Annotated in this window: 21 protein-coding genes; 13 read left to right on the forward strand and 8 right to left on the reverse strand. The window is 73.4% G+C overall.

Annotation, left to right across the window (positions count from 1 at the left end; all coding sequences use genetic code 11):
• Positions 1 to 786: an HAD family hydrolase gene (locus tag ACFT5B_RS03055; RefSeq protein WP_386796505.1), complete on the forward strand. Its 786-nt coding sequence runs from the start codon at positions 1 to 3 to the stop codon at positions 784 to 786.
• A 255-nt stretch (positions 787 to 1,041) separates the two neighbouring features.
• Here ACFT5B_RS03055 and ACFT5B_RS03060 read toward each other — a convergent pair whose 3' ends face one another.
• The gene (locus ACFT5B_RS03060) at positions 1,042 to 1,653 is read right to left on the reverse strand and encodes a class I SAM-dependent methyltransferase (RefSeq protein WP_386796506.1); all 612 of its coding nucleotides are present in this window, start codon (positions 1,651 to 1,653) and stop codon (positions 1,042 to 1,044) included.
• Between the two features lie 280 nt (positions 1,654 to 1,933).
• Between ACFT5B_RS03060 and ACFT5B_RS03065 the strand changes: the two genes are divergently transcribed.
• The 3 genes from ACFT5B_RS03065 (at position 1,934) to ACFT5B_RS03075 (ending at position 5,660) form a co-directional block, all read left to right on the forward strand.
• Entirely contained in the window at positions 1,934 to 2,524 is a 591-nt protein-coding gene (locus tag ACFT5B_RS03065) for an alternate-type signal peptide domain-containing protein (RefSeq protein ID WP_386796507.1), read from the forward strand.
• Between the two features lie 101 nt (positions 2,525 to 2,625).
• Entirely contained in the window at positions 2,626 to 5,001 is a 2,376-nt protein-coding gene (locus ACFT5B_RS03070) for a BspA family leucine-rich repeat surface protein (RefSeq protein ID WP_386796508.1), read from the forward strand.
• Entirely contained in the window at positions 4,998 to 5,660 is a 663-nt protein-coding gene (locus ACFT5B_RS03075; RefSeq protein WP_386796509.1) for a signal peptidase I, read from the forward strand. The genes ACFT5B_RS03070 and ACFT5B_RS03075 overlap by 4 nt, the downstream gene beginning before the upstream one ends.
• A 69-nt stretch (positions 5,661 to 5,729) precedes the next feature.
• Here the strand turns inward: ACFT5B_RS03075 and ACFT5B_RS03080 are convergent, their stop codons facing one another.
• Positions 5,730 to 8,285: a LuxR C-terminal-related transcriptional regulator gene (locus tag ACFT5B_RS03080; protein WP_386796510.1), complete on the reverse strand. Its 2,556-nt coding sequence runs from the start codon at positions 8,283 to 8,285 to the stop codon at positions 5,730 to 5,732.
• Between the two features lie 233 nt (positions 8,286 to 8,518).
• On the opposite strand from ACFT5B_RS03080, the gene acs reads away from it, so the two are divergent.
• The 3 genes from acs (at position 8,519) to ACFT5B_RS03095 (ending at position 12,555) form a co-directional block, all read left to right on the forward strand.
• Positions 8,519 to 10,522: an acetate--CoA ligase gene (gene acs / locus ACFT5B_RS03085; RefSeq protein WP_386796511.1), complete on the forward strand. Its 2,004-nt coding sequence runs from the start codon at positions 8,519 to 8,521 to the stop codon at positions 10,520 to 10,522.
• 66 nt (positions 10,523 to 10,588) lie between these two features.
• Positions 10,589 to 11,917: a histidine kinase gene (locus tag ACFT5B_RS03090; RefSeq protein ID WP_386796512.1), complete on the forward strand. Its 1,329-nt coding sequence runs from the start codon at positions 10,589 to 10,591 to the stop codon at positions 11,915 to 11,917.
• Positions 11,914 to 12,555 (forward strand): response regulator, encoded by a 642-nt coding sequence (locus ACFT5B_RS03095; protein ID WP_386796513.1) that lies wholly within the window; start codon positions 11,914 to 11,916, stop codon positions 12,553 to 12,555. Before ACFT5B_RS03090 ends, ACFT5B_RS03095 begins: the two co-directional genes overlap by 4 nt.
• Before the next feature lie 118 nt (positions 12,556 to 12,673).
• On the opposite strand, the gene ACFT5B_RS03100 is transcribed toward ACFT5B_RS03095, so the two are convergent.
• Both ACFT5B_RS03100 and ACFT5B_RS03105 read right to left on the reverse strand, forming a co-directional pair.
• Positions 12,674 to 13,363 carry a response regulator gene (locus ACFT5B_RS03100; RefSeq protein WP_386796514.1) on the reverse strand — a complete coding sequence of 230 codons (690 nt, stop codon included), beginning with the start codon at positions 13,361 to 13,363 and terminating at the stop codon, positions 12,674 to 12,676.
• Positions 13,351 to 14,505, reverse strand: a complete 1,155-nt coding sequence (locus ACFT5B_RS03105) for a sensor histidine kinase (protein ID WP_386796515.1) — start codon at positions 14,503 to 14,505, stop codon at positions 13,351 to 13,353. The genes ACFT5B_RS03100 and ACFT5B_RS03105 overlap by 13 nt, the downstream gene beginning before the upstream one ends.
• Positions 14,506 to 14,635: 130 nt before the next feature.
• Here ACFT5B_RS03105 and ACFT5B_RS03110 point away from each other — a divergent pair, with 130 nt between their 5' ends.
• The 5 genes from ACFT5B_RS03110 to mshD all read left to right on the forward strand — a co-directional run bounded on the left by ACFT5B_RS03110 (position 14,636) and on the right by mshD (position 19,263).
• Positions 14,636 to 15,550, forward strand: a complete 915-nt coding sequence (locus ACFT5B_RS03110) for an ABC transporter ATP-binding protein (RefSeq protein ID WP_386796516.1) — start codon at positions 14,636 to 14,638, stop codon at positions 15,548 to 15,550.
• Positions 15,547 to 16,356, forward strand: a complete 810-nt coding sequence (locus tag ACFT5B_RS03115; protein WP_386796517.1) for an ABC transporter permease — start codon at positions 15,547 to 15,549, stop codon at positions 16,354 to 16,356. The genes ACFT5B_RS03110 and ACFT5B_RS03115 overlap by 4 nt, the downstream gene beginning before the upstream one ends.
• Positions 16,357 to 16,473: 117 nt before the next feature.
• Positions 16,474 to 17,625: a hypothetical protein gene (locus ACFT5B_RS03120; protein WP_386796518.1), complete on the forward strand. Its 1,152-nt coding sequence runs from the start codon at positions 16,474 to 16,476 to the stop codon at positions 17,623 to 17,625.
• A 24-nt stretch (positions 17,626 to 17,649) separates the two neighbouring features.
• On the forward strand, positions 17,650 to 18,210 hold the full coding sequence (locus tag ACFT5B_RS03125) for a GNAT family N-acetyltransferase (protein ID WP_386796519.1): 561 nt from the start codon (positions 17,650 to 17,652) through the stop codon (positions 18,208 to 18,210).
• Positions 18,211 to 18,222: 12 nt separating this feature from the next.
• A complete protein-coding gene (mshD, locus tag ACFT5B_RS03130; RefSeq protein WP_386796520.1) occupies positions 18,223 to 19,263 on the forward strand; it encodes a mycothiol synthase in 1,041 nt (346 codons plus the stop codon).
• Positions 19,264 to 19,281: 18 nt separating this feature from the next.
• Here the strand turns inward: mshD and ACFT5B_RS03135 are convergent, their stop codons facing one another.
• The gene (locus ACFT5B_RS03135; RefSeq protein WP_386796521.1) at positions 19,282 to 19,905 is read right to left on the reverse strand and encodes a GyrI-like domain-containing protein; all 624 of its coding nucleotides are present in this window, start codon (positions 19,903 to 19,905) and stop codon (positions 19,282 to 19,284) included.
• 103 nt (positions 19,906 to 20,008) lie between these two features.
• On the opposite strand from ACFT5B_RS03135, the gene ACFT5B_RS03140 reads away from it, so the two are divergent.
• The gene (locus tag ACFT5B_RS03140; RefSeq protein ID WP_386796522.1) at positions 20,009 to 20,494 is read left to right on the forward strand and encodes a hypothetical protein; all 486 of its coding nucleotides are present in this window, start codon (positions 20,009 to 20,011) and stop codon (positions 20,492 to 20,494) included.
• A gap of 78 nt (positions 20,495 to 20,572) precedes the next feature.
• On the opposite strand, the gene ACFT5B_RS03145 is transcribed toward ACFT5B_RS03140, so the two are convergent.
• The 3 genes from ACFT5B_RS03145 to ACFT5B_RS03155 are packed head-to-tail and all read right to left on the reverse strand — an operon-like array spanning position 20,573 to position 22,730.
• Entirely contained in the window at positions 20,573 to 21,376 is an 804-nt protein-coding gene (locus tag ACFT5B_RS03145) for an SCO1664 family protein (RefSeq protein ID WP_386796547.1), read from the reverse strand.
• A gap of 35 nt (positions 21,377 to 21,411) precedes the next feature.
• Positions 21,412 to 21,993 carry a DUF3090 domain-containing protein gene (locus tag ACFT5B_RS03150; protein WP_386796523.1) on the reverse strand — a complete coding sequence of 194 codons (582 nt, stop codon included), beginning with the start codon at positions 21,991 to 21,993 and terminating at the stop codon, positions 21,412 to 21,414.
• 32 nt (positions 21,994 to 22,025) lie between these two features.
• Positions 22,026 to 22,730 (reverse strand): MSMEG_4193 family putative phosphomutase, encoded by a 705-nt coding sequence (locus ACFT5B_RS03155; protein ID WP_386796524.1) that lies wholly within the window; start codon positions 22,728 to 22,730, stop codon positions 22,026 to 22,028.
• Positions 22,731 to 23,245: the final 515 nt, after the last annotated feature.

A 23,245-nucleotide genomic window follows, 5' to 3' on the forward strand; every position in this document is an offset into this window, starting at 1 on the left:
GTGACGAAACCGACGGCGGCGGCGTTCTTCGACCTGGACAAGACGATCATCGCGACGACGTCGACGTCGGCGTTCGCGCGCGACTTCTACGCCCACGGGCTGGTGTCCCACGCCGACGCGCTCCGCAGCGCGTACGCGCACTTCCTCTACCTCGTGGGCAGCGCCGACGCCGACCAGACCGAGCGTCTGCGCGCCCAGCTCAGCACGCTCGTCGCCGGGTGGGACGTCGCGCAGGTCAAGGAGATCGTCGCGGAGGCCCTCGACTCCACCATCAACCCCCACGTGTACGCGGAGGCGGTCGAGCTGATCCGCCGCCACCACGAGGGCGGGCTCGACGTGGTCATCGTGTCGGCGTCCGCGTCCGAGCTCGTCGAGCCGATCGCCGCGGTGCTCGGCGCCGACGCGTACGTCGCGACGCGCATGGAGATCGTGGACGGCCGCTACACCGGCCGGATCGACTTCTACGCCTACGGCGAGCACAAGGCCGACGCCGTCCGGGAGCTCGCCGCCGAGCGCGGCTACGACCTCGACGCGAGCTACGCCTACTCCGACTCCATCACGGACCTGCCGATGCTGGGCGTCGTCGGGCACGCGTTCGCCGTCAACCCCGACAAGGCGCTGCGGGCCGCTGCGCTCGAACGAGGCTGGGGCGTGCTCGCGTTCGGGCGGCCCGTGAGCCTGCGGACCGCCCTGACCTCCCGCCCGGCCCTCGCGGTCGCGGGCGCGGTCACGCTCGCGGGCGTGGGCGCCGTCGTCTGGCGGGCGCTGCGACGACGGAGCGCGTGACCCTGCCCGGTTGTGCTTCGGGCCGCCAGGGCGTCCCATAGAGAGACAGCACCACACAGCGGGAGCGGGACCCACGCCCGACCTGTCCGTCTACGTGACACGTCGACCGGGACGCCACCAGGACATGTTCCACGGCCACCCGTCGCGACGGCTTCGACGACACGGCGCCTGATCCCCGCACCGCACCGCTGGCGGCGCCGGCGTCCCTCGCGAGGGGCGCCGGTTTCGTGTGCGCCCCCGCGCTGCGGCGGCCGGTCAGACCGTCGCGACGCCCTCGTAGACGTGCGCCCACGCGCGCGGCCGGCCCGCGTCCGACGCCTCCATCCGCACCACCCGCAGCCCCGCCTCCTCGCACAGCGCCGGGACGTCCCGGTCGAGGTGGCACCCGCCCGCGAAGTGCGACCACCACCGCGTGTGGCGGTGCTGGCGACGTGCGACGCGCGCGTCGTCGGACAGGCCGTGCTCCAGCAGGTGGACCGTCCCGCCCGGCCGCAGGACCCGCCCGACCTCGCGCAACGCCGCCACCGGGTCCGGGACCGTGCAGAGCGTCAGCGTCGACAGGACGGCGTCCACGCTCGCGTCGTCGAGCGGCAGCGCCTGGGCGTCCTTCCCCACCCGCACGACGGCGGCGCTCGCCTGAGTGCGCCGGCCCGCCGACTGCTCCCAGCCCAGGTCCGAGGGGTCGACCGCGAGGACCCGGCGCACCTCGGCCGGGTAGAGCGGCACGTTGTAGCCCGCGCCGAACCCGATCTCCAGCACCGTCCCCGCGAGGCCCGCGCACGCGCGCCGCCGGTACGGCACGAGCAGCTCCGACGACAGCACCGCCGGCTCGACCCGCACCACCACCTGATCGGTCCACCAGCCCACCCGAACCTCCTCGTCGCGGCTCTCCATCCTCCCCGGCGCCGCGGCGTGTGTCACCAGGGCGCCGAGCCCCACGCCCGACGACGTACGCAGAGCAGTACTGCGAGGTCGCCTCCGCAGTACTCAAGTTCCGCCCGGTGGCGGGTGTCACCGCAGGTCAGCGCGGCTCGCGTACCTACGGAGCGCCCCGAAACCCACCTACGGGCGCCCGCGCCCGCGGATGGTGGACGTGTCGAACCCATCAGGCTCGACACCCCACCACCCAAGGGAGACCCCGAGAGCCATGACCACCAAGACAACGAAGAAGAGTGCGGTCAAGGGCACCGTCGCCGCAGCCGCCGGCGTGGCAGTTCTGCTCGGGGGCATGGGCACGTTCGCGCTGTGGAACCAGTCGGGCGACATCGGCACCGGCAGCACCGGGACCGGTCACCTGACCGCCGAGTTCCCTAGCGAGATGACGTGGCAGGACAAGACAGACGGCGCTGTGCACGACATCGCCAACATCGGCTCGTTCAAGATGGTGCCGGGTGACGTCCTCGTCGGGACCTACGACATCCCCGTGAGCCTCCAGGGTGAGAACCTGAGCGTCACCGGGACGCTGGACATCCCGAGTACGGGCATGCCGGATGGCGTGGATGCCACCGTCACGCTGACAGACGGCACGGCCAGCCCGACCGACACCCTCGTCCTGACCGGCTCGAACGACGGTGAGGACTACACCATCACCGCCGAGGTCACCCTCACGTTCGATGAGGACACCGACAACCAGGGCGCGCCCAGCCCGGCGGGATCGATGGACCAGACCGTCGACCTGAGCACGATCAAGGTCGCCCTCCAGCAGAACGAGCCGGCGAACATCGTCCCGGCTCCGTGACGCCCTGAACCACCGCGGGCGGTGACCGTTCCCCCCTTGACGGTCGCCGCCTGCGGTCACTACCACCCCCACCCATCAACCCACAAGGAATCGAGCGCTCAGTGCGCACCACCAGGACCATCGCCCTTCTCCGCACCGCCGTGATCACGGTGGCAGCGACGGCGGCGATGGTCCTCGGCGTGTCCGCGGCGGCGAACGCGGCGTGGAACGACTCGGCGCCCATCGGTGCCGGCACGATCACGACCGGCAGCCTCGGCATCGACCCGACGACGATCAGCGGGGGCACCTGGACGAAGGACGGCAACGCCTTCGACCCGTCCACCGCCAAGCTCACGGCCGGGACGACCCTCGTCTACACCGTCCCGGACGTCTCGGTGACGGCGGTCGGGAACAACCTCGAGGCGAGCTTCAAGCAGAGCGTCACGGGCGCCGTCGTGCCCGACGCGGTCGAGGACCACGTCACCATCGCTCTCGCCTCGACCCCGGCCACCATCAAGGGCAGCGAGTCCGGCACCGACGGGAAGCAGACCGTCGCACTCAAGCTCACCGTCACCGCCGACTCGAGCCTGCCGACCGCTGCCACGTCGATCGACCTCTCGAACCTCACCGTGACGCTCCAGAACACCTACAAGGGCTGGACTGACACCGCGACCCTGAACGGCGGCACGCTCACCACCGGGGCCGCCGGTGGCCAGGTCGCCTTCGACTTCGACCTCGGGCTCGATCCAGACCGGACGATCTGCCTGTTCCTCACCGAGCCCGACGCCACGATCCACTGGAGCGACTGGTCGCAGGGGCCCGAAGCCACGACGCGCGCGACGACCACCGGCAAGTACTGCCACTCCTACCCTGCGGAGCTCACCGGCCAGGCCTACGTGACGGTCGACGGCACGTTCAAGGGCCTCGGCTCGCCGGACCAGACCGTCGCCGACATCGGCGCGCTCAAGGGCGTCAACCTCTGGACCGACGCGATCCGCACCACGTCGGCCGCGTACGCCTTCTACAACGCCGTCAACATGACTTATATCAACGGCGCGCCGTCGTCGATCACCGACATGTCCTTCATGTTCGCGAACGCCTCGACCGCGACGAGTCAGGAACTCAGCGTCAACGGTCTCGTCACCTCGAACGTCACCTCCATGCGCCACATGTTCGAGAGGGCAGGGACGATCAACTGGTGGAGCATCATCAATGCCAGCCCGCAGTGGGACACGTCCAAGGTCGTGGACATGTCGGGCATGTTCATGAACTCGACGATCGGCTCCTACAACCTCGCGTTCAACACGTCCTCGGTCCAAGACATGTCGTCGATGTTCGAAGGGACGGCATTCAACGGCAACATCAACTCGACCGGCGGTCGCTGGGACGTCTCCCAGGTCACCGACATGTCGAGCATGTTCAAGAACGCCAGCACCTTCAACGGCGACATCACCGGCTGGAACACCGCCGCGGTGAGGACGATGGCTTCGATGTTCGAGGGGGCCACGAACTTCAACGGGAACATCGGCGGCTGGTCGCACACCGGCGAGGTCACCGACATGAGCCGCATGTTCATGAACGCGGACGCGTTCAACCAGGACCTTCCCAACTGGAAGACGTCGAGCGTCACCGATATGTCGTACATGTTCGCCGAGACGGCGTCCTTCAAGGGTGACGTTCGCCCGTGGGACCTCTCGAGCGTCACGACCATGGCGCACATGTTCGAGAACTCGCACTACGACTACTACTCGCTCGGGCTTGCGGGCACCGATCCGTACTGGAACGTGTCGAACGTCCGGGACATGTCCTTCATGTTCGCCGGCTCGACCTACAACAAGTCGTTGGCCGGATGGAACACGTCCAGCGTGACGACGATGTCCTCGATGTTCGAGGGCGCGACCGCCTTCAACAGCAACATCGGCGGCTGGTCGCAGACGGGCGCGGTCACGACCATGGACCGGATGTTCTACGGTGCGAGCAGCTTCAACCGGAACCTCAGCGGCTGGGACGTCACGAGCGTCACGTCGCACACGGACTTCGCCGGAGGCATGAGCACCGCATGGTCGAACGATCCCGCCCTGCAACCGCAGTGGAGCTCGCTGCGTAGCGCGAAGGCTGCGGGCACGCCGTCGACCGCCCCGACGACCCCGGCCGCCGACCCGACGGACACGCCGTCGAGCGCGCCGACCACGACGCCGGACCCGACGCCGACCACCCCGTCGGACGACGCGTCGGAGCCGACGGACACCGACGACACGGCCGACGTCCCGACCGACGGCACGGAGACGGACGAGACCCCGGACACGTGCCCCACGGCAGAGCCCACCGACTCCCCGACGGAAGACCCGGCCGCGGACGCCGCCACGGGGACGGACACCACCACGACCACCACCGACGACTGCGCCGATTCCGTGACCGAGGACGACCCCGCTCCGACGTCGGCGCCGTCGTCGGCCGAGCCCCCGACGGAAGCGGCACGTGAGGAGGGGACGAAGTGACGACAGCGACGATCACGGACCTGTTCCCGGAGTCCGCCGAACCGACGAGCCCGGCACCGGCCGCTCCGGCGCCGGCGACCGCGTCCGAGCCGGAGAGGCACGGCAAGCACCCCGTGCTGTCGGGGCTGTGGACCGGGTTCACCTACGGCCTGCTCGCCCTCGTGCTGGTCATGGCGACCCTCCTCATCGTGGTGCCGAAGGTCGCGGGCGGCATCCCGCTGACGATCCTGTCGGGGTCGATGGAACCGAACCTGCCCGTCGGCTCCCTCGCCGTCGTCGTGCCGGTCGAGCCGGAGGACGTGCGCATCGGCCAGGTCGTCACCTACCTGCCGAACCCGGACGACCCGACCCCCATCACCCACCGCGTCACCGGCATCACCCACCGCGCCGACGGCGGCTACACCTTCACCTTCCAGGGCGACGCCAACGCGGCCCCCGACAAGCCCGTCCAGGACTACCAGGTCCGCGCCAAGGTCCTGTACGCGGTCCCCTGGCTCGGCCACCTCAACAACGCGGTCAACGGCGAGAACAAGCACGTCGCGCTCTACGTCGTCGCCGGCGGGATGTTCGTGTGGGCCGGGAGCCTCTACTGGCGCGCCGCCCGCAACCGCAGGGCGGACGCCGCCGACGCCGGAGCAGCCGACGCCCCCACGGCGTGACCGAGCTGGCCTGCTGTGGGCGACCTCTGCGCGGTGGGATCAACGGAGCCGCCCGCGGCCGACCCGCGCTCAGCCCAGGTCAGCCCGCTGGGAGATCCCCAGCTTCTGCATGGCCCGGTAGAGATGGCTCTCGACCGTCCGCACGGACACGAAGAGCCGGCTCGCGATCTCCCGGTTGCTCAGGCCGTCGCGCGCGAGGTCGACGATCTCCTCCTCGCGGACCGTGAGCGGCACGACGGGGGCGAGACCAGCCCCCTCGTCCGCCGCGTGTCCTGTGAGCGCCGCGACCTCCGCGTCGGTGAGGTCCTGCCCGCGTTCTCGGACGGCCGCCTCCCGGGCGGTCGCGATCGCGACCTGCCGCAGGGGTCCGCTGAACCGGAGGGGCCGCAGCGACTCGAGGATCTCAGTGCTGGTGCCGCGCGACATCCTCCGCTGGAGCCGCAGCAACGGCGCGAGCAGCGGCACCTCGACGTCGTGCACGACCTGTTCGAGCGCCGCGAGCCGGTCGAGGTCGAGGCGGGCCGGGGTGAGCGCCCAGCACATGGCCGCCGACATCGTCTTGCCCTCGGCACGGAGCCGTTCCCCTGCCGCCCACAGGGGCTCGCCGTCGGGGGTGCCGCCGTCGAGCGCGGACGTGACCTCCATCCGCGCCCAGGGCCGGATGAAGTCGAGGGTGAGCGCGTAGGGGCGCGGTGTGGCCTCGAGCTCGTCGAGGAGCATCCGGGCGAGCTCGCCGTGGCCCTGCCGAGCGTGCAGGACGGCCGCGAGCCCGAAGATGCGCTCGTCGAAACCGCTGTGCAGCGGCCCGCAGCGTCCGAGCCGCAGCACGACGCTCAGCGCCCGCAGGGCCGTCGCCCCGTCACCCTGCACGTACAGCGCGGTCGCGAGCCCGCGCGCGGCGAGCCGGACCCCGAAGGGGCTCAGCTCGTCGTTCGCGGCGCTGACCTGTGCCCGCGCCCACGCGACGGCGTCCTCGACCCTCCCGGCCAGGAGGAGCGCGTCGCCGCGCAAGGCGTCCAGACGATCCGTGTAGGGGCGCTGGTACCTCGACCCCTCCCAGCCGTCGAGCAGGTCGAGGGCGAGGTCGGGCTGGCCCTCCTCGACGGCGCGCTGGACCCGGAGGATCGTCGCGTAGCCGCGCAGGGGTCCGGGGACGGCGGCGTCGTCGAACGCGGCGAGGTCCGCGGGGTCCCCGAGCCCGGTGCCGCCTTCGTAGACCGCCTCGAGGTACCGCAGGAACGGCTCTCCCACACCCTCGACGACGAGCTTTCCCGACGGTCCGGCGTCGTGCAGCAGCCCCTCGCGGACGCTGCCGCCCTGGAGCGCCGTCCACTGGGCACGGAGCATCACGAAGGCGCCGATCTCGTCGGGGTCGTCCGTGCTCGACGGCGCGGTGCCGCTGAGGATCGCGTCGACGTCGACCTGGGCGTACCCGTCGAGGAGGAACAGCCGCAGCAGCGGGAGCGCGCTCGCGACGTCACGCCGGGACGCCCACGCCCGCGACCACAGGCTCGCCTGCGCGCGGACGGACTCCGTGATGATCGCGACCTGCTGGTGCACGGGCCGGTCGTGGGGGTCGGCGGCGTCGTCGGCGTGCTCGACGAGCGCCGCGAGGCTCGACGGCGCAGTCCGCCCCGGGCCGGCCGCGGCGTCGGTCGTTCCTCCGCCGCCGAGCAGGTCGTCCGCCCGCTCGCGCAGGACAGCCCGTCGCGCCGCGGTGAGCTGCAGGCGCAACGCCTGCCCGAGGACCGGCGGGCTGACCGCGACCCTCCCCGCGGGCGGGCGTTCGTCGACGACGATCCGGCCGGCCGCGTCGAGCGCAGCCAGCACGTCGTCACCGAGCAGCGCCCGTGCCTGGTCCACGCCGAGCAGTCCGAACCAGGCGAGCGTCTCGAGGCCGCGCCGCAGCTCGGAGGGTGTCCCCGCGAGGAGTCCCTGGACCACGGACTCGGTGGGGACGTTCTCGAGCGCGCCGGTCTGGGCCCACCGGCCGTCGACGCGCGCGATCGCGCCCGCCGCCCGCGCGGCGGAGACGAACGCCTCGACGGCGCGCGGGTTGCCGCCCGTCCGGCCCGCGACCGTCGCCGCGAGCCCGCCTTCGACGCTCCCCTGCAGGACGTCGTCGAACAGCGCGACGACGTCGTTGACCTGCAGCGGCGTCACCGGCACGCAGACGGCACCGCGCACGAGCGGCACCCAGGGGCCGTCGTCGGGCAGGACGGCGGACGGCAGCGTCGTGACCACGCGGACCTGGTGGCGGCGCTGGCGCGCGACGGCAGCGACGACGGCGCGGGACGGGCCGTCGAGGAGGTGGACGTCGTCGACGAGGACGACGCCGCGCGCTCCGAGCGCCTCGGCCAGGGCGGCCGTGGCCTCGGGGACGCCCCAACGTCCGGAGGTGCGCGGTGCGAGCACCGGGTGGCTGAGGAAACCGCCGAGCGGCACCGGGTCGCCGCCCGTGCCGACGAGCTCCACGACCGCCGCGCCCGAGACCCGCAGCGGCTCTGCGAGGGCGTGCAGCACGGTGCTCCGGCCTGAGCCGGTGTCCCCGACGAGCAGGACGTCCTGGCCGGAACGGACCCCCTGCAGCGCGGTGTCGAGGACGTCCTGGTGGACGAACGTCACGCGGCCTCCCCGGTCCGGTTCACGGTGCTGGTCCCGCGCCCAGCATCGCCCGTGCCCTCACGGACGGCATCCTGACCAGCGCGCGGACCGTCGGGAGCCGGCCAGACGAGAGCATTTGCAACCGACCCGTCCCAATGCGAGTACAGTGCTGGCGACGTGACCGCCGTCACGCGGGCGCACTAGGCTCGCAGGACGACGACCGCACCAGAGTCGATGCGAAAACGGAGGACGACGTGCCCGAGACCTCGAGCCTCGAGAACCTGCTCACGGAGACCCGGAGCTTCCCGCCGAGCGCGGAGTTCGCCGCCCAGGCGAACGCCCAGGCGGGGATGTACGACGAGGCGCGCGCCGACCGGCTCGCGTTCTGGGCGAAGCAGGCGAACGAGCTGCTGACCTGGAAGACCCCGTTCACCCAGACCCTCGACTGGTCCGACGCGCCCGTCGCGCGCTGGTTCGCCGACGGCACCCTCAACGCCGCGTACAACGCGGTCGACCGCCACGTCGAGGCGGGCCTGGGCGACCGGGTCGCGATCCACTTCGAGGGCGAGCCCGGCGACACCCGGACCGTCACCTACGCGGACCTGCAGCGCGAGGTCTCCCGCGCCGCCAACGCGCTGTCGGCGCTCGGCGTCGAGTCGGGCGACCGCGTCGTCATCTACCTGCCGATGCTGGTCGAGTCGGTCGTCGCCATGCTCGCGTGCGCCCGCATCGGCGCCCCGCACTCCGTCGTCTTCGGAGGCTTCTCCGCCGACGCGCTGCGCAGCCGCATCGCCGACGCCGAGGCCAAGCTCGTCATCACCGCGGACGGTGGCTACCGCCGCGGCGCGCCGTCGGCGCTCAAGCCGGCCGTCGACGAGGCGCTCGAGCCCCGTGAGGGCGCGGAGCCGACGACGGTCGAGCACGTGCTCGTCGTCAAGCGCACCGGCCAGGAGACCGCCTGGACCGAGGGCCGCGACGTCTGGTGGGACGACGCGCTCGACGCCGCCGACGTGCGCCACGAGCCCGTGTGGGTCGAGGCCGAGCACCCGCTCTACATCCTCTACACGTCCGGCACGACGGGGAAGCCGAAGGGCATCCTCCACACGACCGGCGGGTACCTGACGCAGGCGTCGTACACGCACAAGAACGTCTTCGACCTCAAGGCCGAGACCGACGTCTACTGGTGCACCGCGGACATCGGCTGGGTCACCGGCCACTCGTACGTCGTCTACGGGCCGCTCATCAACGGCGCCACCCAGCTCATCTACGAGGGCACCCCCGACACCCCGCACCGCGGCCGCTGGTGGGAGCTCGTCGAGAAGTACAAGGTCTCGATCCTCTACACGGCGCCGACCGCGATCCGCACGTGCATGAAGTGGGGCGAGGACATCCCCGCGGGCTTCGACCTGTCGTCGCTGCGCGTCCTCGGCTCGGTGGGCGAGCCGATCAACCCCGAGGCGTGGATGTGGTACCGCCGCGTCATCGGCGGCGACAAGGCGCCGATCGTCGACACCTGGTGGCAGACCGAGACCGGCGCCATCATGATCTCGCCGCTGCCGGGCGTCACCGCGACCAAGCCGGGCTCCGCCCAGGTGCCGCTCCCCGGCATCGTCGCGGACGTCGTCGACGACGAGGCGCACTCCGTCCCGAACGGCGGCGGGGGGTACCTCGTGCTCTCCGAGCCGCGGCCGTCCATGCTGCGCGGCATCTGGGGTGACCTCGAGCGGTACAAGGACACCTACTGGTCGCGGTTCCCCGGCATCTACTTCGCGGGCGACGGCGCCAAGAAGGACGACGCCGGCGACATCTGGCTGCTCGGCCGCGTCGACGACGTCATGAACGTCTCGGGCCACCGCCTGTCCACGACGGAGATCGAGTCGGCGCTCGTGTCGCACGAGATCGTCGCCGAGGCAGCGGTCGTGGGGGCGGCCGACGACACGACCGGCCAGGCCGTCGTCGCGTTCGTGATCCTGCGCGGCGAGCACGCCGACAAGGCCGCGACCGAGGAGGGTTCGGCCGAGGTCCAGCTCGCGCTGCGCAACCACGTCGCCAAGGAGATCGGCCCGATCGCCAAGCCGCGCCGCATCCTCGTCGTCCCGGAGCTCCCCAAGACCCGGTCCGGCAAGATCATGCGCCGCCTGCTGCGCGACGTCGCCGAGAACCGCACCGTCGGGGACGCCACGACGCTCGCCGACTCGTCCGTCATGGACCTCATCGCGGCCGGGCTCGCGGGTCCCGCGGCGTCGTCGGAGGACTGAGAACGCGTCGCCCGCGCCACCCGTGAGGGGGAGGCGCGGGCGCGTCGGCCTCGGCAGACTGGGACGATGCCGGAGCAGCCGCTCGTCCGCGCCGCCGACGCGGCGCCGTCCGCCACCCCGCGGTGGGGTGCCCGGACGGTCCGCGCCGGCGTGTACCTGGTGCTCGGCGGGATCGTCGCGGTCGCGTACGGGCTGCTGGCGCAGGCCTTCGTGACGATCCTCCGGCGCCCCGAGAGCCCCACGCTCGCGGTCCTGGTGCTCGCAGGCCTCACCGCGGTGCTCGGCGCGATCCCCCCGTTCCTCGGGTCGGTCCGGACCCTCGAGGTCCTCGCGGTCCGCACGTTCCTCGACGTCGACCTCCCCGTCCCGTCGGGGGCACCGCCCACGGCCGCGACCCGGTGGCGCGCGGCGAGCTGGTACGGGCTGCACCTGCTGCTGGGCGCGGCCGTCGTCGGGGGGCTGATGATCCTCGTCCCGATCGCGATCCAGCTCGGCTTCGGCGCCCTCGGCGCCGACGTCCTGGGCGCGGGCACGCCCGTGCCGTGGGACTCAATCCCCCCGGTGGGCTGGGCGGCGATCGCCGTCGCGATGCTCCTCGCCGTCCCGCTCGTCACCGTGGGCGGCGCCGCGGTGCTGCGGCAGGCGGCGCCCGCGCTCCTCGGCCCCGACCAGGCGGAGCGGATCGCCGAGCTCGAAGCGGGCGGACGTCGTCAGGCCGAGCGAGCCCGGCTCGCCCAGGAGCTCCACGACAGCGTCGGGCACGCGCTCACCGTCACCACGCTCCAGGCCGCCGCCGCGGCCCGCACCCTCGACCGCGACCCCGACGCCGCGCGCCGTGCTCTCGCCGCGATCGAGGAGACCGGACGCTCAGCCCTCGCCGACCTCGACCACGTCCTCGGGCTGCTGCGCGCCGGCCCGCGGTCGGTCGCGCCCGACCTCCACCACACCGCGCGCACCCTCGACGACGTCCCCGACCTCGTCGCGCAGGTGCGCGCCGGCGGCACCGACGTGACGCTCGGCCCGCTCCCCGGCTCCCGCCCGGGCGGCCGCGAGGTACCCCGCGCCGTCTCGCACGAGGCGTACCGCGTGGTCCAGGAAGCCGTGACCAACGCCGTCAGGCACGCGCCCGGTGCTCCGGTCACCGTGCGGGTGTCCGTCGAGGGCGACGCGCTCCGGGTCGAGGTCGTCAACGCCCGTGGCGCGGGGACGCCGGCGCGCGCCAGCAGCGCCCGCCGCCCCGGCGGCGTGGGCCGCTACGGCGTGTCCGGGATGCGCGACCGGGTCGAGGCTCTCGGGGGCCGGCTCGAGGCGGGGCCCGACGGCGCCGGCTGGGCCGTGCGTGCCACGTTCCCCCTCCTCGCCCGCACGGGCCCGAACCGACCGGAGGCCCTGTGACCACCCGCGTGGCGATCGTCGACGACGAGCCGCTGGTCCGCGCCGGCCTGCGGACGATCATCGACCTCGAGAACGGCCTGGAGGTCGTCGGCGAGGCGGGCGACGGCGCGGACGTCCTCGCGCTCGTCGCCGAGACGCAGCCCGACGTCCTTCTCCTCGACGTCCGGATGCCGCGGGTCGACGGGATCACGGCCCTCCGCGCCCTGCTGTCCCGGCGCCCGGACGCGCGGGTCCTCGTCGTGACGACGTTCGAGAACGACGACCACGTGCTCGACGCCCTGGCCGCAGGAGCGCAGGGGTTCCTCCTCAAGCGCGCGCGGCCCGACGAGATCGTGCACGCCGTGCGGGTCGTCGCCCGCGGCGAGTCCCTCGTCTTCCCCGACACGGTGCGACGGCTCGCGGCCGGCCGGACGCCGTCGGACGCGCTCCTGGAGGAGGCGCGGCTGACCGGCCGCGAGGCCGAGGTGCTGCGGCTCGTGGCCGCGGGGATGTCCAACCAGGAGATCGCGGCGTCGCTCTTCCTCGGCGTCGAGACGGTGCGGACGCACGTGGCGAACGTCCTCGCCAAGCTCGGTGTCCGGGACCGGACGCAGGCGGTCGTCCGGGCGTACGCGTCGGGGTTCGTCGTCCCGGGCTGACCGGCCGAACCGGGGCCCCGAGCTCGACGCCTCCCGCGAGGTAGCCGTCACCGCGGGCTCGACGTCCGCGCCGCTCGCCGGCGCCCTCTGACCGCCGTCCGGGGGCCGAGCGCCGCGGTCAGGTGCCGCTCGCGTCGAGGACGCAGATCGCGACCTGCACGCGGTTGTCGACGTCGAGCTTGGTGAAGATGTGGCCCACGTGCGCCTTCACGGTCGGCACGCTCAGGTAGAGCTCGGAGGCGATCTGCGCGTTGCTGAGCCCGCGCGCGACGGCCTCCGCGATCTCCCGCTCCCGGTCGGTGAGGCGATCGAGCCGTTGACGCGCCCGGGCGGACCGGCCCGGTTCCTGCTGCTTCTTGACCCGTTCGATGAGGGTCGCGACGACCGCGGGCGAGAGCATGGGCTCCCCCGCCGCCACGCGTCGCACCGCCTCGACGATGTCGGCCGGCGGCGTGTCCTTGAGCAGGAAGCCGGCCGCCCCGGCGACGAGCGACCGGACCACGTGGTCGTCGGCGCCGAACGTCGTGAGCACGATGACGCGCGGCGGCGACGCCACCGACCGCAGCCGGGCCGTCGCCTCGATGCCGTCCATGACGGGCATGCGGATGTCCATGAGCACGACGTCGGGCCGCTGCTCCTCGACGAGCGCGAGCGCGGCCCGGCCGTCGTCCGCCTGCCCGACGATCTCCAGGTCGGGAGCGCCACCGAGGATCAGCCCGAGGCCGCTGCGGACGAGGGGGTCGTCGTCGACGAGCACCACCCGGATCGGCATCCCCGCGGTGATGCCCTCGTCGCTCATGCCTGCCATGGGAGCCATGCTTCCAGGACGAACGCGCCCGGGTCCTCCCGGACCTCCAGCCGGCCGCCGGCGAGCTCGACGCGTTCGCGCATCCCGACCAGCCCCAGCCCGGCGCCGGTCGCGGCGGTGGGGTCGGCGAGGCCGTTGCGCCCGTTCCGCACGACGACGTGGAGCCAGCCGTCCGGCGCGCCCCCGACCTCGACGGTCACGGGCGAGCCGGGCGCGTGCTTGCGCGCGTTCGTCAGCCCCTCCTGGACGAGCCGGTAGACGGTGCGGCCGATCCGGTCCGGCACCGCGGCCGGGTCGGGGACGGTGTCGTCGAGCCGGACCCGCATGCCCGTGGCCGTGGCCTCGTCGACGAGCGCGCTCAGGTCGACGAGCGTCGGCTGCGGCCGGGTCGGCTCCGTCGCGCGCAACACGCCCAGCACCTCCCGCAGCTCGGCGAGCGCCTCGTGCGCCTTCTCGGAGACGAGCGACGCCGTCTCCCGGACCTGCTCGGGCGAGAGGTCGGTCCGGTACGCCAGCGCCCCGGCGTGCATGCTGATGAGGGAGATGCGGTGGGCGAGGACGTCGTGCATCTCGCGGGCGATGCGTTCACGCTCGAGCGCGCGACCCTGCTCGACGCGCAGCTCCTGCCGCTGCTCGGCCTGGTCGGCACGGTCCCGCAGGGACCAGAGGAGCTCGCGGCGCGAGCCGACGTACATGCCCCAGAGCGCGAGCGCGCCCGTGACGATGACGGCGAACAGGACGTTGAGCCACCACGACTCGTCGTTGGCGTCCGGGACGACGAGGTCGAAGCAGGCGCCTGCCGCCACGCTCAGGGCGCCGACCCCGACGATCCGCGGGAGGTCGCGCCGGGTCGCGAGGGAGACGAGCGCGAGCGCCGAGGGCCCCACCGCGGCCGACGACACCGCGGTCGCCAGGGCCAGGGCGACCGCCGTCGCGGTGGGGCGCCGCCGGCGGCCGAGGACGAACACGAACGACCCGATGCCGAGCGCGAGGTCGACCCAGACCAGCCACGGACGCGAGTCCATCTCGTGCTCCACCGACTGGGACCACGTCACGAAGGACACGAGGGCGCAGAGAGCCAGCCGCCACGTCCGACCCCACCGCGTCAGCGGGGGCGCATAGGGGTCGGGGGCGGTCGGCACTCTCACACCCTAGGAGCGGGGGCCGCGCGCGGCAGCAGGCCCAGGTCTCGGACGGCGTCCGACTTTGGTATCGGGCACGTCCAGCCCGAGGTCCGATGTGCGGCACCCGTGCGCCGACCAGGCTGGAGCCATGATCACCTTCGAGAACGTGAGCAAGAGGTACGGGGGCTTCACCGCCGTCGACGACGTGTCGTTCGTCGCCCGGTCCGGCCGCGTCACCGGCTTCCTCGGGCCGAACGGCGCGGGCAAGTCCACGAGCATGCGCATCATGGCGGGGCTGACGCTCCCGGACCGTGGTGTCGCCACGATCGGCGGCCACAAGTACGCCGACATCCCCAACCCGGGGCGCCACGTCGGCATCCTGCTCGACGCGTCGGCCCAGCACGCGGGGCGCACCGGCCGCGAGGTCCTCGCCGTCTCCGCGATGACGATGGGGCTCCCCGAGTCACGCGTCGACGAGATGCTGGAGACCGTCGGCCTCACGCCGTCGGAGGCCAAGCGCCGTGTCAAGAACTACTCGCTCGGCATGCGCCAGCGGCTCGGCATCGCCAACGCGCTGATCGGCAAGCCGTCCGTCCTCATCCTCGACGAGCCCGCGAACGGCCTCGACCCCGCGGGCATCCACTGGATGCGCGGGCTCCTCCGCGACTTCGCGGCCGAGGGCGGCACCGTCCTCCTGTCGTCGCACCTCCTGCACGAGGTCGAGATGATCGCCGACGACATGGTCCTCATCGGCCGTGGCCGCATCGTCGCGCAGGGAACCAAGCAGGAGCTGCTGCGCACCGCCGGGACCTTCGTCCGCGCCGACGACCCGCGCCTGCTGGCGAAGGTCCTCAACGACGCCGGCATCGCCGCGACCCCGTCCGGCGACGGCGGTCTGCGCACCGAGGCGGAGCCGGTCGCGGTCGGCCGCGCCGCCGCAGCGGCGGGGGTCGTCCTCGTCGAGCTGCGCCCCGCGGAGGGCGCCGGCCTGGAGGAGATGTTCCTCCAGCTCACCGCGTCCGACGCCCGCGAGAACGTGACCATCGAAGGAGCAGCAGCATGACCACCCTCGCCGCCCCCGGCACCCTTCCCACGGGCCCGGGCGCCACCCCGGACGTCCTCGACGTCTCGGGCACCCGTCCGGTCCCCATGACCCGCCTCATCCGGGTCGAGATGCGCAAGATGCGCGACACCCGGTCCGGGACGTGGCTGCTGTCGCTGGTCGGCGCGGTCGCGGTGCTGGTCACCGCCGGCTTCTTCGTCTTCGGCGACCAGGACGACCGGACCTTCCTCAACCTGCTCTCGATGGCCGGCATCCCGCTCGGCTTCGCGCTCCCGGTCCTCGGCATCCTGCTGATCTGCTCCGAGTGGGGCCAGCGGACCGCCCTCGTGACGTTCACCCTGACGCCGCACCGCGAGCGGGTCCTCGGCGCGAAGGTCGCCGCGGCCCTGCTGTTCGCCGTCGGCGGCATCCTGGTCGCCTCGATCCCGGCGGCGATCCTCGCCTCGGTCGGCGGCGCCGCCGAGCCGTGGGACGGCGTCACCGTCGCCGTCCTGGCCCGGGTCCTCCTCGCGTTCGTCCTCGGCGTCGTCTGGGGTCTCGCGTTCGGCGCGGCCCTGCTCAACTCGGCCCTCGCGATCGTCGCGTACTTCCTCGTCCCGACGCTCATCAGCATCGTCGGCGGGATCTGGAGCGGTGCCGGCGACACGCTCCAGTGGTTCGACCTCAACCAGTCGAGCTCGGTGCTGTACGACTCCGGGTCGGTGACCGGCGCCCAGTGGGCCCACCTGGCGACGGGCGTCCTCGTGTGGGTCGTCGTGCCCGCGGTGATCGGCACCTGGCGCGTGCTGCGCTCCGAGGTGAAGTAGCCCGCTCCCCGGACGGCGCCCTCCAGCGGCACCCTCACCCCTGCGGGTGAGGGTGCCGCCGTCAGGTTCCCCGGCAGGGGTGATCCGGCCGGCCGGCCGCACGACGAGGGTCGAGACATGAGCACACGACACCTCTCCCCGTCGCCCTCCCCTGCCCCCGCCGACGCCGTCCCCCCGGGCACCGGCCCGACCCTCACGCGGGGCTCGCTCCGGGACGGGCGGGGCGCCGTCGTCGCACGGCTCGCCGCCGCCTGGTGGACCGTCGCGGCCGGCGTCGCCCTCGTCGTCGCCCTGACCGGTCACACGCTCCCCGTCGGCGACGCGAGCAACGAGGCCGGCACCCCGCTCGTCGGGGTCGACGCCCGCGCGCTGACGTTCTGGATCGGCGCGCTGGCCGTGGTGGGGACGATCGTCACCCTGAGATGCCTGCGGCTCCCGGGGTCGCCCGCCACCGCCATCACCCGCCGCGTCCGGGTCGCCGTCCTCGCGGCGGGCGGCGTCGTGCTCGCGGGCGTCGTCGCACTCACGGACCTCACCGTCCTCGCACGGCTCGGTTACCTGCCGGTCCTGCTGATCCTCGCGCCGTTCGACGCGGAGTTCCGCGACGCGCTGCTGCACAAGATGGTCACGGGGGCGTCGACGTTCCAGACGGTCGCGCTCGTCGGCGGCGCGCTCCTCGCGGTCGCGCTGGTCCGGTTCGACCGGGCGGCGCGGGCCGCGTGCGCGTCGTGCGGACGCCACGCCGACGGACGGGACCCGGCCTGGACGACGCCCGCCGCCGCGGCCCGCTGGGGGCGACGCGTCACGTTCGCCGCCGCCGCGGTGCCCCTCGTCTACGCGGTGACGCGCATCGCGTGGGTGCTCGGCATCTCGCTCGGGTTCGACGACGTCGACGCCCTGCACGACGACAGCGGCTGGATCGCGGCGCTCGGGCTCGGCGGGTTCGCCGTCGTCGGGGCGGTCCTCACCCTCGGGCTGACGCAGCGCTGGGGCGAGCGGTTCCCCCGCTGGACGGCCGGGCTGGCCGGCCGTCGGGTTCCCGTGCCGCTCGCGGTGATCCCGGCGACGATCGTCGCCGTCGCGGTGCTCCCCGCCGGCTTCACGCTGATCGCGGGGGTCCTGGACGGCGACCTGCAGTTGAGCGGCGGCGGTCTCGCGGCGTTCGGACCGGCGTTCCTGTGGCCGATCTGGAGCGTCCTGCTGGGCGCGGCGACGTACGCCTACTGGCTGCGCCGCCGCGGCACCTGCCAGGTCTGCCTCCGCGGCTGACCGGCACCCCCTAGGCTCGGCGTCGTGACCGGAGCCGAGCCCCTGCCTGCCCCCACCCCCGACGACGTCGCGCAGCTCGCCCGCGTCCTGGTCGCGTGCGTCGCGGCGGGCGCGAGCGTGGGCTGGGTGGCCACGCCCCGGCCCGACGACGCCGCCGTCTGGTGGGCCGGGTTCCTCGCCGACCCGCAGACCCGCACCTGGGTGGTGCGGGGCGACGCCGGCGAGGTCGTCGGGACGGCGTCGCTGGTGCTCGCCGGCCAGGAGAACGGGAGGCACCGGGCCGAGGTCGTCAAGGTCCTCGTCCACCCCGGCGCCCGACGGCGCGGCCACGCCCGGACGCTCCTGCTCGCCGTCGAGGACGGCGCCCGCGCTGAGGGGCGGTCGCTCCTCGTCCTCGACACGAACGAGGGCAGCGACGCCGAGCGCCTCTACGCGGCGTCGGGGTACGTCCGCGTCGGCGCGATCCCGGCGTTCTCGCGCCAGACCGGCGGATCCCTGCACCCGACCGTCCTCTACTACCGGCAGCTCACGGCGGGAGCGGGCGAAGTCCCTCCCCAGGGGGACCCGGTCCGTCGCGAATCGTGATGGAATCGTGACATGAACGACTTCACGTCCGCCGTCGCCTCGATGTTCGCGGTCGGACGCACCCTCGAGTTCACCGTCGAGGACCGCCGCGGACCCCTTTCACCCGAGGACGCCGCCGCCGTCCGGGCGCTCGCCCACGAAGCCGAGTCGAACGACGGGGTCGCTCCCCTGTCCGAACAGCCCCTCCTGTCGCTCGAGAGCAGCGAGGCTCCCGTGCGGCACGTGCTCGCGCGTGCGTCGTCGTCGGAGCAGAACCGGCACACCACCGGGCGCGGGGCCCGCGGCCCGCGCGGCCCCCGGCTGCCCCCCGTGCTCGCGTACGCGCAGATCGACCTGGGCGGGACCTCGCGCGCGGGCGCGGAGCTCGTCGTGCACCCCCTCGTCCGACGACGCGGCATCGGGCTCGCCGTCCTCTCGCGCGCCATGCACGTCGCGTCCGCGCGGGACCGCAGCCTCGCGCTCTGGGCCCACGGCGACCTGCCCGCCGCCCGGCGGCTCGCGCGCAGCCGCAACCTCACCGTCGTCCGCGAGCTGTGGCGCATGGAACGCCCCCTCCCCGCGTCCGAGGGCCTCGAGGCCGAGGGGCTCGCCGCGGGCGACGCGCCCGCCGGGTACCGGGCCCGGACCTTCGTCGCCGGCCAGGACGAGCCCGCGTGGGTGCGGCTCAACTCGCGGGTCTTCGCGGACCACCCCGAGCAGGGGCGGGTCACCATGGCCGACGTGCGGGCCCGCGAGGCCGAGGACTGGTTCGACGGCGACGGCTTCGTGCTCGTCGAGCGGGAGTCCGACGGTGAGCCCGTCGGGTACTGCTGGACCAAGGTGCCGCCCGAGACGCCCCGCGTCGGGGAGATCTACGTGCTCGGCGTCGACGAGTCGGCGCGTGGCACCGGCCTCGGCGCGTGGCTCCTGCGGGCCGGGCTCGAACGCCTCGCCGCGCGGGGCGCCACCACTGTCGAGCTGTACGTCGACGGGGACAACGAGGCCGCCGTCGCCACCTACGAGCGAGCCGGGTTCAAGCGCGCCACGGCGGACGTGCAGCTCGCCGTCGGCTGAGGACGCGCGACGCGTCCGTCAGGCGTCGGCGGCGCGGGCGACGGGCTGGCGCAGGATCGTCCGGAGCCTCGCCGGGTCGGTGCGGCGCGCGTCGTTCAGGTAGATCTCGTGGTGCTTGCCGACCAGGCGCAGGCCCTGCTCGGGGACGAACCGGTCGTGCAGGTCCGCGAGGACCGGGCCCTCGTCGTCGTAGGGGCCGACGTGGAGGGTCTGGACGCACAGTCCCTCGTCGAGACCTTCGACGCGGACCTCGTCGATGACGGGCGCCTCACCCTTGGCCGCGACCTTCGCGCGCGCCGTCTCGACGTGCTCGTCGGTGACCCAGTCGGGCGTGAGGATCATCAACGTCCAGTCCCAGCGGGACTTGTCGCGCGCCGTCGTGAACGCGGCCGGGTCGGCAGCCCACCACAGCGCCTCGAGCGGCATGACCCCGTAGTCGCGGCCCAGCTCGTTCTTGCTGAAGAACTTCAACGTGTACGCGAGCGGGTACAGCGACGCCAGCGCGTCCCGGTACGCGGGCGCGGTGTTGGGGTCGCCGTGGCCGTCGACCATGAGATACCGCAGCGGCGGGACGGTGACGACGTCGAACCGTCCGCCGCGCGCCGCGTACGTCGGGATCTCACGCTTGAGGTCCGTCTTCACCGCTCCAGTCTCGCCCGGCGACCCGGCACGAGCATGCCCGGGCTCCGACGCGGAGGGTCACGATGCTGTACGTTCAGCGCACCCGTGCGCCGCAAGGAGATCGATGTCCCCCCGTCAGCCCCTTTCGCGGCACGCCCTCGCACCCGTGCTGACGTCGACGCTCGTCCTGGTCCTGGTGTCAGGCTGCGGCGCCACCGCGTCCGCGCCGACGACGACGACGGCCGCGAGCCCCACCACCGCCGCGCCGTCACCGACGGGGAGCAGCACGACGTTCACCGCACCCCCGTCGCCGGTCCCCGGCTTCAGCCCGGCGGCGAGCGGGCCGGACGACACCCTCACGTGCGACGACCTCGCGACCTGGGCGCTCGCAGGGGGGTGGGAGTTCGGCGACGACGACGCCCTGCAGGTGAGGACGTTGACCAACGCGCACCCCGTCCTCGACGACCAACGGACCGCCCCCACTCCCCCGAAGGGCGAGACGACGGTCGTGCTGGCCTGCGACTACGACGCAGGGTTCACGTCCGGCCGCACCACGTTCCTCGAGCTCCGCCTCGTCCTCCACCACGACGGCTACCTCTATCTGCGGTGACCGCCGGCTGGTCGCGGCGACCGTCCGACGCCTCGCCGGATGCCGCGCCCCGAGCGTCGCGGTCGCCGACGAGCCCGCTCAGAAGAGGGGCCACGGCACCGCGGGCATCGGGCCCTCGGGGGCGGGGAACCGCGCGGCGCGGAGCAGCCGCTCGCACCGCGCCGCGAGCGCGGCGGTCTCGTCGCCCGTGAGCAGGGCGGCGAGGCGGCGTCCGAGGTCGCCGTCCAGGTCCGCTCGCACGCGCTCGACGCCCGCGAGCTCGTCGGGATCGAGCGGCTCCCCGGACCAGCCCCACAGCACCGTCCGCAGCTTGTGCTCCTCGTGGAACGTGACGCCGTGGTCGACGCCGAACCGGTGACCGTCCGGCATGGGCAGCACGTGGCCGCCCTTGCGGTCGGCGTTGTTGACGACGACGTCGAAGACGGCCATCCGCCGCAGTGCCACCGAGTCCTCGTGGACCAGGCGGACGGGCTCGTCGTCCTCGTCGACGCCCTCGAGGACGGTCCGCCGGCCGCTCGAGTCGCCGTCGTCGTCCGCGCCGCCGTCCGCCGGGACGACGTCCACCGGGTCCTGGGCCGGGTCGGGCTCCTGCCAGAGCTGGACCATCCCCGGACCGTGCGGCCCGCCCCGCAGCCACGTCCGCGGGACGACGCCCCACCCGAACGACTCGGACACCAGATATGCGGCGACCTCCCGGTGCGCGAGCGTCCCGTCCGGGAAGTCCCACAGCGGCGCCTCGCCGGCCACGGGCTTGTAGACGACCGTGACCTCGCCGATCCGCCCGACGAACGTCGCGTTCGACGCGGTGCGCAACCGTCCGACGAGCTCGAGCTCGCCCGACAGGAGGTCGTCGGCCGGCTTCTCACCGGGACCGGGATCCAGGCCACCAGGCCCCGGCCCGACGTCGACGCGCTCGGTCACGCGGCGCCGGACTCGGCGTCGTCGGGCAGGGCGCAGTCGTGGCCGTCCGGGTCGATGGGCTCGCCGCAGCGCGGGCAGAACGGGCGACCGGCCTCGACGACGGCCATGGTGCGTTCTACGAACGCCCGCGCCGTGCCGACGGGCATCCGGACCCGCAGCATCTCGCTCGGCTCGCCGACCTCGTCCAGGTCGGCGGGGTGGACCGGGTCGTCGGGGTCGGACGGGTCCTCGTCGACCGGAAACGCCTCGATGAGGACCTGCAGCGTGCGCGGGTCCCAGCTCAGGTGGATCTCGCCGATCCGGAAGTCCTCCTCGACCGGCTGGTCGAGCGGGGCGTCGTCGACGAGCTCGGGCGGCGCCTCGGCCGGGATGCTGAGTCCCTCCTCCTGGGAAGCGAGGGTGTCGAGGAGCTGGGCGACGGAGGCGGCGAGCACGGCGGACTGCTGCTTCTCGAGCGCGACGCTCGTCATCCGCTTACCCGTGCGCGCCTGGAGGTAGAAGGTCCGCTCGCCGGGACGTCCGACCGTCCCCACGACGACCCGGTCCGGCCAGTCGAACTCGTGAACGAGGGTGGGCATGCCTCCACTCTAAGGAGCGAGCCGGACGTCCGTCAGTGGGTGGTGGCGGACCCGGCGCCCCCGCCGACCGGCGCGTCGCCCGCGAGGGCGGCGTCGCGGAGCCACGACAGGTCCCCTGCCTCGGTGTTCGTCGCGACGACCTCGGGCCGGTGCGGCCCGTACCGAACGACCGACACCGACGCCGGGCCGACCGCGATCCGCTGGAACAGGTCGAGGTGCATGCCGAGCGCGTCCGCGACCACCGCCTTGATGATGTCGCCGTGCGCGACGGCCGCCCACACCGCACCCTTCCCGTGGCGCGACTCGAGCTCGGCGTCGTGCCGGCGGACCGCCTCCACGGATCGCGCCTGCATCGCCGCGAGCGACTCACCGCCAGGGAACACCGCCGCCGACGGCTGGCCCTGCACGACCGCCCACAGCGGCTCCTTCGCGAGGTCGCGCAGCGGGCGTCCCTGCCAGTCGCCGTAGTCGCACTCCGTGATGCCCCGCTCGACGACGAGCTCGGGCGCCGCCGGTCCGGTCGCCTGCCGCTCGACGACAGCCCGCGCCGTCTGCCGGCAGCGTTCCAACGGGCTCGTCACCACCGCGACCAGCGGGACCGCGGCGAGACGGTGCGCCGTCGCGGCCGCCTGGGCCCGGCCCGTCGCGTCGAGCCGCACTCCCGCCGCCCGTCCGGCGAGGACCCCCTCGACGTTGGCGGTGGTACGACCGTGGCGGACGAGGAGGACGGTGGCCATGGCCCGAGCCTGCCACGTCGGGCGGCTCCCGCTCTGGAACGTCACAGACACCGAGGGGTCGACGACCTGACGATCAACCCAGCCACGGACGCGAGCATGAGTTCCCACCCGCTGGAACTCGCACAGCAGCGAGGCCCATGAACGCATCGACGCTCCGCCCGGCGGGCCAAGGAGATCACCCGACGGAGATCACCCGACGTGGTGTCCGGCCACCGCGGGGTGCGCCTGGAGGCCAGGACGGCGCAGGCCCGCGGATGATCCGGAGGCCGGACGCGTCGCGCCCATGGGTGAATTTATTGTTTCGTCCCAGGCTGGACGCCGCCAAACTTGGGCTGTCCGGACTGAACGTCGGGCCACGCGCCGCTCTCATGCCGGGGCATTCCGAGAGACTGGGCCAGTCTGGTGGTCGTCAACGATCATCCCCTCGCAGAGCCGCCCTGCCAGTAGACGGACAGCGGCCCGAACGTATGCATAGGCAATGTCTTGTATGGTCGGCGCTGACGACCAGCGTGGGC

It is taken from the genome of Luteimicrobium sp. NPDC057192, assembly GCF_042670205.1.
In the GTDB taxonomy this organism is placed as follows: domain Bacteria; phylum Actinomycetota; class Actinomycetes; order Actinomycetales; family Cellulomonadaceae; genus Luteimicrobium.